Here is a 12564-nt window from a genome sequence, read left to right on the forward strand (position 1 = left end):
AAAAAGACAGACGCTACCCGTTCGAGGCCGCAGCCGCCAAAATCTCCCGACGCTTTCTTTCCCGCTCTTCCTTCGAGAGTTTGGGACAACCGTAGCAGTAACCATGCCCGGTATCCGTCCGGTAAGCCAGGCAGCAGGTCGGCTTCATTCTCGTCCGCTCCCCGGGCCGATAAGGATCATCCAGCCAGATCGCCTTGACATCAAACGGATTCCGTTTCAAACCGAACCATTCCGGCCCCAGTTGCTTGCTAAAAAAAACGTACTGCTCGCCAAGCCGTTCCTTCAGCGGCAGATCGCCCAGTTGGTCCGCCATGTAATTCAAGTAAAACTCAACCCCCAGCGGTATCTGTCCCCAGATTTGCCCCAGCGGCAATCCTGATATCGATGAGGCCGTTTCCAGAACCGGACGGAGCGTTTCCTGCACAAAACCGCCCAACTCACGCTCGCGCCATGACTCCGCCGCACCGGTCGGCCAGGGAAGCACGTCGGTTCGTTTCAGCACAAAAAAGACCCGCGGATAATTATTTACTATATCAATTTGAATAGTGAGATTTTGCAGCGAGAAATCTACCCTGCCGTCGCGTGCGGTCAGCATGTACAGCAGAGCAGCGGGGATCACGCGCCAGCACGCGGCGTAATAAGTCGAAGCGACCTGGATGTCCCGTCCTTTAATCTGTTCCCGGTAAAGGGTGAGCAGTTGCCGAGCTTGCTCCGGCTCGGTCAGCCGTTCCGCCGAAACCGTGACAAGCGCGTTCTCCCTTTCTTTCGTTACGATGGAGAGCGCACGGTCCAGCAGCTCAAAATTGATCGTCATCTCCAGCACCCTCCCGATCTATAAACCGTCATCTTTAAAGAATGGAGGCTACTTTGCCGTCCAGGATCCCTTTTTTCCCGGTCCGAACCCGGCCTTCCGTCGCAGCCCGATAGAGCTCATACGGCAGACAGAGCGGTACCCCGCTGCGGGGGTCGGTCACGATGTCCGCTTCAATGCCGAATACTTCGCGAAGCACCTCGGAAGTCACCACTTCTTCGGGTGCTCCCACGGCGATCGCCTGCCCCTTCTTAATGGCAATCATATGATGGGCATATCTCGCGGCATGGTTTAAATCGTGGACCACCATCACGATGGTCCGCCCCGATTCCGCATTCAGTTCCTCCAGAAGTTGCAGCACTTCGAGTTGATGCGCCATATCGAGGAACGTGGTCGGTTCATCAAGGAACAAGATATCCGTCTCTTGAGCCAGAGCCATGGCAATCCAGGCCCGTTGACGCTGCCCGCCGGACAGTTGCTCCAGGGCCCGGTCGCTGAACTCATTCATGCCGGTCGCCTCGATAGCCCAGTTGATGACTTCCCGATCCTCCGCCTTCAGACCCCCGAACCCTTTTTGGTGCGGGAACCGGCCATAGGACACCAGTTCATAAACCGTCAGCCCCTCGGGCGCGGTAGGGTTTTGCGGCAAAATCGCCAACTGTTTGGCAACTTCCCGGGTAGACTGCTTGTGGATGGACTTGCCGTCCAGCAGCACACTGCCTCCCTTAGGGTGCAGGATGCGGGCCATCGTCTTCAAAATCGTCGATTTCCCCGAGCCGTTGGCTCCGACCAATGCCGTTATTTTCCCTTGCGGGATGGATATATTCAGGTCCTGAACGATCAACCGGTCCTCATAGGCGATATCCAGATGCGAGGTATTCAATGTTGCCATCATTCATCTTCCTTTCATGTATATGACCTGAAAAACGGGTCCACGTGCCGCAACCCGGCAACTTTGCTCCATATCCGGTGCGAAGTATGAATCTTCAATTTCGTTTGCCTTTTCATCTTCATCGGATCTTCATATCTTACTTTTTAAAGATACTGATAATCATTATCATTTGTCAACAGGAACTTCTCCCTGTAACGTAAAAAAGGACGCCCAAAAGGCGCCCTGAAACTACTTCTCTGCATTTCCACGCTTAATGCGCTTTTTGTGCCAGTCTGACCAGCATATGCGCCAGCGCATGACGGTGCTCCTGCCCGCCGGCATTCCATAACTCCTGCAGCAGCTTCTCCTCACGGTTGCGCGGCTCTTCCCTCGCGGCGAGGTAATTGCCGACTTTCTCGGCGGCCTGCGCCATCGTCTCTTCGCTCATCCCTATGGATTGGGCGAGTTTGACCCGCTCCCCCAGGTATTTTTTAAACGTTTCGAAGCTCTGCAAAATTTCTTCCTTCCGCTCATCATCAATCCGGTTCAGGGCATCATCCACTTTTCCCAGCGCCATTTCGCCATCCTTGTTCACTACATGGTTGTGTTCGGACATGCTGATTGCCTCCTTGAATGAGTTATGCGGTTTGTTAGTACATAACCCGTTCGAAGGGCGGTGAACCAGATTGGCGCGTTGGAATTTGCCGCCCGTCAGGTTAAGGGTTCGCGGAAACCGGTACGGCGTCGTAATACTCCTCCAGCGTGATCTCGCGCTCAACGATATCCGCGGCGATCTCCTTGCCTACATAACGCAGATGCCATGGTTCGTATTTATATCCGGTGATATTTTCTTTTCCTTTCGGATAGCGAATGATAAACCCGTATTCATGCGCGTACTTTGCCAGCCAATCGGCTTCCTTGGTACCGCCGAAACAATCTTCGGCCGCACATTTACCGTCGCTCCCGCTCACGTCGATCGCCAATCCGGTCTCATGTTCGCTGTGCCCGGGAACGGCGCTGTAGGTTTTGGCTTTCTCCAGCCCGTCTCTTTTGACATATCGGTTAAAAAGCGATGTCTGCGTGCTATGCGACCGATAGGCCGAAACGCCGGCCAGGTAAATACTGTCTTTCTCGGCTCCCGCAAACAGCTCCTCCAGCGCGGAGGCCGCTTCCTTGCGCAATTTGCGTTTTTCGATCTTTTCTTTGAACGTAAAACGGACATCCGGATAGACCAGATCATCCGGCTTGTGATCCTCCGGAAGCGCGTATTCCTTGTTGACCAGCACGGCCACACTGTCCGGATCCGCCGCTGCGGCTTTGCTCCCGCCCTTTGCCCCGTCTTTCGAGCCTTGCGGGTTCGGTTTGCTTTGATTTTTCGTTCCCGTTGTATCGGACTTCACGGACTTTTCGTCGCTCGCCTTACTCCCCGCTTTTACGGTATCCACGACAGTTAAATCCCCCACGGACTCCTCGTTGCCGGCGTTTCCGGTATTCTCCGAGACTCCCGAGTTCACCGTCTTTGCGGCCTCCGGGATGTCGCTGGAACAAGCGCTGAGCATCATCGTCATTAGTACAAAGACAAGAGCATATCCTACTCTCTTGCCCGTCCGGTTTCTCATCTTGATTCCTCCCACCATAAGTTCGCCGCTTCTCTATATAACGTGTAGATTTGCGATTAAGTTCCCGCGGTACATTTTTTTCCTGGCGGGGCAAATCGGCGAAAAGCCTAGCGTCCCCGGCGGCCGCCATCATTCCGGCCGCGCCGTCCGCCCTGCTGCTCCCGGCCGCCGCCTTGGCCGCGCCCGCTGCCGCCCTTGCCGGGCGCCGTGCCCGGCTTCCGCCGGCCGGCGGCCGAGCCTTCCCCGCGGCGCTCGCCTTGCGCGCGGCCGCGCTCCGCCGCTTCGCCTGCGCCGCGGCGGCTCTGGGCGGCGTTGCCTACGGCTTCCACGCCGCCCTTCTCATACCGCCGCCGCTCCAGGCGGCGGGAAATGCCGCGCTCGATGTTACGGAGCGCTTCCACATCCTTCGGGGCCGCGAAGGTCACCGCGATCCCCTTCTCCCCGGCCCGGCCCGTCCGGCCGATCCGGTGAATGTAACTGTCGACATCCTGCGGAATGTCGTAGTTGAACACATGCGTCACGCCCTCGACATCGATGCCCCGGGCGGCGACATCGGTCGCCACCAGCAGCTCGAGCTTGGCCTCGCGGAAGGCGCGCATCACCTGCTCGCGCTTGGATTGCGACAGGTCGCCGTGCAACTCGTCCGAGGCGAAGCCGGCTCCCTGCAGCGCCTCGTTCAGCGTGCTTGCCCGCCGCTTCGTCCGGCAAAAGATCACCGCCAGATACGGCCGGTGCTGGCGGATCATCGTGATGAGCGCCTCCTGCTTGGTGCGGTCGGTGCACTCCACGACGATCTGCTTGATGCTGTCCAGCGTCACCCGCGACGTCTCCGCGATCCGGATATCCCGGGGCTGCTGCATATACGTTCTGGCCAGATGCCTCACGTTATCGGGCATCGTCGCCGAGAACAGCATGGTCTGGCGGCTGCGCGGCACAAGGCGGATAATCTCCTCCACCTCCGCCAAGAAGCCCATGTGCAGCATCTGATCCGCTTCGTCCAGCACCAGCATGCGCACGGCGCCCAACGTCAGCGAGCCGCGGCGCAAGTGGTCGAGCAGCCGCCCCGGCGTACCGATGACGAGCTGCGTTCCGTTCTGGAGCTTGCGCAGCTGCCGTTCCACGTCCTGGCCGCCGTAAGCGGCGAGCACGGACATCCCCTCGCGGGCCTCCGCCAGCTTACGCGCTTCCGCGGTGATTTGCAGCGCAAGCTCGCGCGTCGGGGTAATGATCAGCGCCTGCGCTTCGGGGCGATCCGCCCGAATTTTTTCCATAATCGGGAGCAGGAACGCCAGCGTTTTCCCCGTCCCCGTTTGGGCCTGAACGATCACGTCTTCTCCCGCGAGCAGTTCGGGGATAGCCTTCTCCTGCACCGGGGTTGGATTCAAGATCCCTTGTCCCCGCAATATTTGCAAAATGGCCTTGGAGAGGCCCATACTTTGAAAATTCGCCAAAAAATTCACCTCATTAATTAGTCGCCGCTTCATCTGATATTCTGCGGGCCCTCCTATTGTACCAGAGATTGCCCCAAAATTCCGTCCGGCATGCAAGTTTTCATCACTTCCCCCGGTATGAAAAGAACTCCGCGCTTCGGCCCCAAGGACCGCTCACGGAGTTCACCCGGTAAATAAGGGCCTTTTGCGCATAATGGCGGGATTTTTTTCGGCTAAAACCTGCCGGACTTGAATATCGAGTAAAGCAGCCAGATGACCATCAGGGCAGCGACGATAAAACCGATCTCGATCGCGGGAATATTCCACAGCACGGTCGGTCTGCGCGTCAAGGAGGAACCGACAATGAGCCCGACCATAATGATACTGAATGCCAGCAGTACGATACTGAAGGAGAGCCTATTCGAGATTTGGTCCAGCTTTTTCAGAAATTGCTCCGTGTCGGTAACGCTTACCTCCATCTTTACTTTTCCTTTGCCGATCAAGGTGAACAGGCGGTCGACCTGCTGGGGCAAAGCCGTCAGCGCGTCCGCCAGATCGATCGCTCCGCCGACGAAACGTTTGCCGAGGCGGCGGGTGTCGAACTTCTCGCGCAGCAGTTTTTTGCCGAACGGCTCGGCCAAATCAAGAATGCTCAGGTGCGGATCCAGGCTGATGGCCACCCCCTCCAGGGTGAGCAGCGCCTTGCCCAGGAGGAGGAAATCCGGGGGAAGCACGATGCGGTGCCGCTGGGCGGTCGCAAACAAATCGTTCAGTGCCTCCCCGATGCTGATTTCCGCAAACGGAATATCATAGTAGCGGTCATGCAAGCGGTTCAGATCATTCCGCAGGCCGTTCAGGTCGGCGGATTCTTCCAACAGCCCCATCCGCAGGATGGCCCGGAGCATACCCTCGTTGCTCCGCCGCATCAAAGCGATGACCAGCGAGGATAAATGATCGCGCATCTCCGGACTGAGCCGCCCGATCATCCCGAAATCGATGAAGGCCAACTTCCCGTCCGGCGTAATCAGGAGGTTGCCCGGGTGGGGATCGGCGTGGAAGAATCCTCCCGTAAATATCTGATGCAGCATCGCGTTCACCAGCGTCTCGGCGATTTGTCGGGTATCGAAGCCGCTTCGCTTCAGTTCGGCCGGCCGATTTAGATGAATCCCCTCAACGAAATCCATCGTCAATACTTTGGACGTCGAGCAGTGCCAATGTACGCGGGGAATGCTGATCTTCTCGCTGTCCGTAAACTGCCGGCGGATTTTCTCCATATTGCGGCCCTCGATGCTGTAGTCCAACTCCGCCGAAATGGAACGGGCAAATTCTTCAACCATCTGAGGGATTTGATAATGTTCTACCCAGGGCCATCTTTTTTGCGCCATGGAGGTGAAATTCTTCAAAATATCCAAGTCCCGCTCTACCTGCGGGACGACGCCGGGCCGCTGGATTTTGATGGCGACTTCTTCTCCCGTAACCAGCCGTCCTTTATGGACCTGTCCGATGGACGCGGCGGCGATGGGGGTTTCCTCAAAATGGTCCAGCAGTTCGGAGGCGGGCATGCCAAACTCCTGCTCTATAATGCTCAAGGATTCCTCCGCCGAAAAAGGCGGGACCTGATCCTGCAATTTAACTAGTTCGGCGATCACCGGTTCCGGAAGCAGGTCGGACCGGGTACTGGCCAATTGGCCCAGCTTAATAAACGTTGGACCGAGTTCCTCCAGCACCAGGCGGATGCGTTCCGCCAATGTCAAACTCTCCGGCTCCGTTTTAAAGATCCAACGATGCGGAGCGGCAAACAGGCGGGTGAGCCCGATTTCTTCGGCCATATAGCCAAAGCCATGGCGCCCCAGCGCCATGGCAATCTCCCGGTACCGGCCGGAATGACGGACACGGATCCCCATCGTTACGGCTGCTGCAGCTCGGCCAGTTTAATTTCCAGCTCGGCCACCCGCCGCGTCAGTTCCTCCACTTCTTTCGCCGAAGCGAGCCCCATCGTTTGAAGCGCAGACTTTACTTGCTCATTCACCAATTCCTTTAAGCGGCTTTGCTCCTCCGCTCCCCTATCGATCAGACGTTCCACAAGCTGCTTGGATTCCGAAGGGGCAATTTCGCCGCGCTTGACCAAATCGTCGACAAGGCTCTCGACCTTCTCCTTGCTGACAATCGTAAGTCCCCATCCGAGCGAGATGGCCTTCTTTAACAGATCGCTCATGTACAACATCCTTTCCGTCATGGAATTGAATTGCATGAAAGAAATAGCCCCCATACTTAGTAATACCCTATGGCTCGCCTGGATGTACTCGTTGCGGTTTAAAATTTTTGTTTTACCAGCGATCCGGGTTGCTCCGGGCTTCCGATTCTCCGGCATAATAACGGGCCAGTTCCACCATCATGCTGCCCATCCGCTCCTCGCGGGGGGCCACGACGCGCGGAACACCTGCTTCAAACAGCCCCTGGGCCGTAACCTTGCCGACCGCCACCGCGATTACCGGCCCTTCCAGCGCTTCCATAAGCGCCGCAAGCTTCCCTTGCCTGGAGGCGTGTTCCATCAGAAACCTGACCTGCGGGCCGCTTGTAAAGGTCACGGCGTCCACCTGGCCGCCGGTGATATCGGATAACAGCCGTTCCAAATCCTCGGCGGGCGGAGCGATATGACGGTAGGGCAAGAGTTGCCGGCATGCGGCCCCTTGCTGCTCAAGCCAGCTTGTCAGACGTGGCGCGGGATCACCGTACAACTGCAGAACCACTTCTTTTCCCGCAAAAGAATGCTGCGACAGCCCGCGGATTAACCCCTCGGTACTGCCATCGTCATCCCGTACAAGCGGGGTAAGCTCCCGTTTTTTCAAAACGTTCGCTGTTTTGTAACCCCTGGCGGCGATATGCCCGCGGCGGAGAATGTCCCAGTAGGCCGCGGCGATCCCCATGTCGTCGGCCATATCGAACAGCGCGTCGATGCCTGCTCCCGTGGTGAAAATCGACCAGTCCGGCGGCTGGTTCACCCAGGATACAAGACCGTTCCGCAAATCCAGGTCATCCAGCAGCACCGTTCCTTGCGCCGGCCTAAAGAGGGGAACTCCCCCCATGTTCTCCACGAGCTTCCCCAATTCCTCGGCTCTTCGCGGACCGGTGATTGCCACCCTTTTGCCCTCTAACCTGCGTGCCATAAATCTCCCCCTAAGTCTCGGCCGACCGGCAGCCATATCATTTATTCCAGATTAAACGACATTTTGAAAGAAGTCATGTTTATTTCAATTTCAAGGCCAATCGCTCCTGGGAGCGGTAGCTTCCATCTAGCATAGTCCAAACATTAACTATAATAGGCTAATAGGTTGAATTATTTAATTCAAATTAACGGGAATTCCTCCCGTTAATTTGGTGCCTATACGGCTGTTGAGGGGAATTAACTGGAAAACCTCCTGCTAATTTTCCTGAAATTGTGTATATCGGCAATTGGATCGCGAAATAGCTAGAGCTTTTCCAGCTAAATCGGATCCAAGGGCCAAGAGCGGTATTTTAACGGGAGGTTTTCCCGTTAATCCATCACCAATACAGTAAAGCGCAACGGTCCAGGGAGCCGGACCGGACACCCCTTCAATCCTGGTCAACTCGCAACTCCCTCTCCCCTCCACTGTACCTGAACAACACATACGAACCTTATTTACTCAACTAACTAACCCTGCTCCCGAGTACCTCATAACCACGAACCCTTCATCAACTTCCCTATACCCACTAGGTCCACCCTTTTCACTTCCTTGTTGCGTAAATCGGACGTCTCCGAAATTAACGGGATTTTCTTTCGTTAAGAAATAATAAGGGCCTGATGCAGCGCTATTTTGTTGAATTCAGCTGGGCGATGTGGAATAACGGCTTTTTCGGGTGCTATTGTTGGGAAAAGCGGGCCAATCCCTGATTTTTGAGCCCGCACTAGTGCCAAGCCTCTTGCGGAGGGGTCTCCCCCATACGCTATGCCTTTAATCCGCCAACCGATAGCCCACGCCTCTTACCGTGGAGATGTAAGTGGAGTTCACGGCGCGATCGCCGAGTTTCTTGCGGAGACTCTTGATGTGCACATCCACGATGTTGCTCCCGCCCAGGAAGGAAGTACCCCAGACCTCGGCTAACAGCTCCTCCCGCGAGAGGACGCGCCCCTCCTGTTCGAGCAGCTTAACCAGCAGCTCGTATTCCGTTTTGGTCAGGGCGATTTTGGAACCGTTGCGGTAAACCGCCATCTTCTTGCGATCGATCCACAGGTCCTTGAAGATAGCCGGAGAGGTTCCCGTCAGCAGCCGGGAGGCCTGTGCGCGCTTGCCGCCGTTGCGGATGATCCGCTGGGCATGGTAGACGATTTCGCCGGGGCGAGCCGGCCAAACCAACAGCTCCTGGTTCATGAGCGTCTGATCCAGTCCAGGGAGAAGCCGATCATTCACCAGCAGCAAGGACGGCACGTTTCCGGCTTCCTGAGCGATCGATTTGATGGGCAGAATCTCCTCGGCATCGCGGTACGGCGTTAGATCGAAAATCAGCAGGTCCGCAGCCTGCGCATTGCGGATCCCCTGCTCCCAGTGGTGGAACACCAGTACATCGAAGCAGCCCTCCGACAAATCGCGGACAAGCTCGTGAATGCCGCCGGGAAAAGGGCTGACCAGAATAACTCGCTGCGTGACCGGGCACATTTGGGGACCTTCATAGCTCTCGTCGGTCAACGTCATTCCGAATTCCTCCGGCCGCCTGAACGGCGCCTTATTTCCTGCGGTCATACGATCACGCTCCTTCACTTCTTCTGCCGGCATGACGGGCACACTCCTCCGAATACGACATGGGCATGATGAACATCATACCCGGTTTCCTTGGCGACGGCTTCGCTCCAATCCTCCGGCACTTGGGTCATCACTTCGTCGACGCGCCCGCATACTTCGCATAAAATGTGCTGGTGATCGTCCATTTTCGCATCATAGCGGCTCGCGGCTTCCCCAAGCTTCAATTCGCGGATCAATTCCTTTTCCGTCAAATACCGAAGGGAATTATATACAGTCCCGTACGCAAAGTTATAGCCCTGCTCAACAAGGCGGTTCATGACTTCAGCCGCGGTGGGATGATCGTGCGCATTCCGAACGACATCGTATACGGCCTGGCGCTGGGTCGTCAGATTTAGGGATTTCATATCTATGATCATTCCTTTGAATATCATTATTTTAGAATTAGTATAAGTCTTATTTCATCATTCGTCAATTTCGGCTCCCTGTGACCCGCGCATGACCTCGGTCGGATCTCTTCATATTAGCCTAAAAGGAGTTGAACCGAGTTTGCTGAAAAAATACTTGATGTTCCTGCTCTTTCTGACGTTGAGTATCGCCTATATCGTGTTCATTGACGTTTTGGTCGGACAGCCCTGGAGCAATTTTGGGCAAAATCTGAACTATGCCATGATCAGCCCCACGCAAAAAATAACGATTGCCGCCTTGTTTATAACGCTGGTGGTCCCGGATCTCGTCCGCCTGCTGAAGCGCCCCAATAAAAAGCCGAACGCCAAGGCCGATTCAGGCTCTTGATCTGCGTTTGTATATGGATCCGGCCACCATGAGAATGACGGGCAGGATGACGAAAAATACCGGATCGATCAGATAAAGCACCTGCCCTCCTTTGCTCAGGTGCTCGCTGAACGAGCGAGCCAGCATCGCGGACTGCAGCAGGATGATGATCGCGACCGGGTAAACCGCCTGGCGGTAAGGAAGCCGAAACATCTCGGAAATGCTCACCGCCGAGGCGTAATAGAAAATGCTGATTTTGAAAAATACGCCGATCACCAACACCATAACCACGAGAATATCGGTCCGTTGAATAAAATCCGCGACCGAAGCTTTGCCGACCATGCTGAGCAGCGGAAAAACGGACCGTTAACGACAAGTGCGGTCCATACACCCGTCCAGCAGCAGAACCGTATCCCCCGACAGCAGCGATAGAATCATCTCTTTCCAGTCTGTTTGGATCGACGATTTCCCGGTTGAAAGAAATTCCCCCAGTATCGCTTTCCTTTGTCCAGTATCTGCTTTTCATTCCGTTTTCATGCGAAATTCCCAGCCTCCTTCCTCGCTCGTTTCTAAAGGTCTCAAGGTGGTAATAATGAGAAAAAACCGTAAGGAGGAGCAACTTAATGAACAGCACGCCGCAAGATGCAACGGGGCTGCCTCAATACCCGAAATCGCTATGGAAGGACACGACCTCGTTTCCTTCCTTCCCCGCTCTCCGGGAAGATATCCAAACCGATGTTTTGATCGCCGGGGCGGGAATTACCGGAATCACGGCGGCCTACCTTCTTGTCAAAGCCGGTCTGAGCGTTGCCGTGATCGACGCGGGGAACATTCTGGACGGAACCACGGGTTACACCACCGCAAAAATCACCTCCCAGCACGGCATGATTTACGACAGCCTGATCTCCCATTTTGGCGAAGAGGCGGCCAGATTGTATTTTGAGGCCAATGAGGAAGCGCTGCGCTTCGTGGATGAAACTGTCCGCGAGCACCGGATCGATTGTCAATTCAAGCGGGAGGACGCCTACTTGTACGCCGACTCCGAAGATCAGTTAAGGCAGCTCAAAAATGAATGGGCGGCTTACGAAAAGCTGAATCTTCCGGGCAAGTGGGAGGACTCTCTCCCTTTGCCGGTAGAGGCCCTCGGAGCGATCCGGATGCCGGACCAGGCCCGGTTTCACCCGCTTCAATATTTGCGTACATTAGTGGATTTCGTGACCCAACACGGCGGGAAATTTTACGAGAACACGACCATGGCCGATTCCGCGGAAGAAATGGGGGACGGAAAACTGCTGCTCAAGACGGAGTCCGGCGTCGTCATTACCTGCCGCCACGCGATTTCCGCCTCGCATTATCCTTTCTTCGACGGCGGCGGCCTTTACTTTACCCGGCTGCATGCCGACCGTTCCTACGCGGTGGCCATCGAACCGGAAACGCCGTTTGAAGGCGGCATGTACATCAACTGCGGAAATCCGAAACGTTCGCTTCGCGCCGCCGAGTTCGATGGCAAGCAACTGATTCTGGTCGGCGGCGAATCGCATAAAACCGGACAAAGCGACTGCACGATCAAGCATTATGAGGAACTGGAAAAGTTCGGCGGTTTGACCTTCGGCATCAAGTCGATCCCTTACCGTTGGTCCGCGCAGGATCTAGTCACCATTGACCAAGTCCCGTATATCGGGCCGGTTACTTCGGGCCATCCCCATATTTATGTGGCCACCGGTTTCGCCAAATGGGGCATGACCAGCAGCACCTTGTCCGCCCTGCTTCTGTCCGACTTGATTCAAGGGAAAGAGAACCGCTATGCGGATTTGTTCACCCCTTCCCGATTCAAAGCCAACCCGGGCATCAAGAACATCACGGTTCAAAACGCCGACGTCGCCAAACAATTGATTGCCGGTAAGGTAGAGATTATCCACCGCAAGCCGGAGGAACTCGGACTTGACGAGGGGGGTACCGTCCGGCATCTTGGCAAAAGAGCGGGCGCATATAGAGACCCCGACGGCCAGCTTCACCTTGTCGATACAACCTGCACGCATATGGGGTGCGAATGTAATTGGAATCAAGCCGAACGCACCTGGGATTGCCCGTGCCACGGCTCCCGGTTCGATCACACCGGAGCCGTCATCGAGGGTCCGGCAACGGAAAACCTTAAGCCGCTTTAGTCCCCAATAATCACGCGCAAGATCATCTTCAGCAGAACGAGGCGACCGGAGAACTCGATTCATCCGGGTCGCCTCTTTTTTAACCTTTCGGCCTAATCTGTGTTCACTATGTTGCATTATTCAGTACTGTATGATAG

Annotated in this window: 13 protein-coding genes; 2 read left to right on the forward strand and 11 right to left on the reverse strand. The window is 55.7% G+C overall.

Annotation, left to right across the window (positions count from 1 at the left end):
• Positions 1–13: 13 nt before the first annotated feature.
• The 10 genes from V4U88_RS05395 to V4U88_RS05440 form a co-directional block, all read right to left on the reverse strand.
• Complete coding sequence (locus tag V4U88_RS05395) at positions 14–814, reverse strand: (2Fe-2S)-binding protein (protein WP_334072245.1); 801 nt, start codon at positions 812–814, stop codon at positions 14–16.
• A 34-nt stretch (positions 815–848) separates the two neighbouring features.
• Positions 849–1703: an ABC transporter ATP-binding protein gene (locus V4U88_RS05400; RefSeq protein WP_334072721.1), complete on the reverse strand. Its 855-nt coding sequence runs from the start codon at positions 1701–1703 to the stop codon at positions 849–851.
• A gap of 250 nt (positions 1704–1953) precedes the next feature.
• Positions 1954–2298, reverse strand: a complete 345-nt coding sequence (locus V4U88_RS05405; protein WP_334072246.1) for a DUF3243 domain-containing protein — start codon at positions 2296–2298, stop codon at positions 1954–1956.
• A 100-nt stretch (positions 2299–2398) separates the two neighbouring features.
• A complete protein-coding gene (locus V4U88_RS05410) occupies positions 2399–3301 on the reverse strand; it encodes a M15 family metallopeptidase (protein WP_334072247.1) in 903 nt (300 codons plus the stop codon).
• 107 nt (positions 3302–3408) lie between these two features.
• Positions 3409–4785 (reverse strand): DEAD/DEAH box helicase, encoded by a 1377-nt coding sequence (locus V4U88_RS05415; RefSeq protein WP_334072248.1) that lies wholly within the window; start codon positions 4783–4785, stop codon positions 3409–3411.
• Positions 4786–4964: 179 nt separating this feature from the next.
• Positions 4965–6635 carry an ABC1 kinase family protein gene (locus V4U88_RS05420; protein WP_334072249.1) on the reverse strand — a complete coding sequence of 557 codons (1671 nt, stop codon included), beginning with the start codon at positions 6633–6635 and terminating at the stop codon, positions 4965–4967.
• A gap of 2 nt (positions 6636–6637) precedes the next feature.
• A complete protein-coding gene (locus V4U88_RS05425) occupies positions 6638–6946 on the reverse strand; it encodes a phasin family protein (protein ID WP_334072250.1) in 309 nt (102 codons plus the stop codon).
• Positions 6947–7058: 112 nt separating this feature from the next.
• Positions 7059–7898 carry a uroporphyrinogen-III synthase gene (locus V4U88_RS05430; protein ID WP_334072251.1) on the reverse strand — a complete coding sequence of 280 codons (840 nt, stop codon included), beginning with the start codon at positions 7896–7898 and terminating at the stop codon, positions 7059–7061.
• Positions 7899–8705: 807 nt separating this feature from the next.
• Positions 8706–9524, reverse strand: coding sequence for a winged helix-turn-helix transcriptional regulator (locus V4U88_RS05435; protein ID WP_334072252.1), 819 nt, complete (start codon positions 9522–9524; stop codon positions 8706–8708).
• The gene (locus V4U88_RS05440) at positions 9506–9895 is read right to left on the reverse strand and encodes a Fur family transcriptional regulator (RefSeq protein WP_334072722.1); all 390 of its coding nucleotides are present in this window, start codon (positions 9893–9895) and stop codon (positions 9506–9508) included. The genes V4U88_RS05435 and V4U88_RS05440 overlap by 19 nt, the downstream gene beginning before the upstream one ends.
• A 142-nt stretch (positions 9896–10037) precedes the next feature.
• Here V4U88_RS05440 and V4U88_RS05445 point away from each other — a divergent pair, with 142 nt between their 5' ends.
• Positions 10038–10283, forward strand: coding sequence for a hypothetical protein (locus V4U88_RS05445; RefSeq protein ID WP_334072253.1), 246 nt, complete (start codon positions 10038–10040; stop codon positions 10281–10283).
• Here V4U88_RS05445 and V4U88_RS05450 read toward each other — a convergent pair.
• Positions 10272–10613, reverse strand: a complete 342-nt coding sequence (locus V4U88_RS05450; protein WP_334072723.1) for a GerAB/ArcD/ProY family transporter — start codon at positions 10611–10613, stop codon at positions 10272–10274. The genes V4U88_RS05445 and V4U88_RS05450 overlap by 12 nt on opposite strands.
• Positions 10614–10885: 272 nt before the next feature.
• Between V4U88_RS05450 and V4U88_RS05455 the strand changes: the two genes are divergently transcribed.
• Complete coding sequence (locus V4U88_RS05455; protein WP_334072254.1) at positions 10886–12427, forward strand: FAD-dependent oxidoreductase; 1542 nt, start codon at positions 10886–10888, stop codon at positions 12425–12427.
• The last annotated feature ends 137 nt before the right edge of the window (positions 12428–12564 follow it).

Source organism: Paenibacillus sp. A14 (genome assembly GCF_036864815.1).
GTDB lineage: Bacteria > Bacillota > Bacilli > Paenibacillales > Paenibacillaceae > Fontibacillus > Fontibacillus sanfengchensis.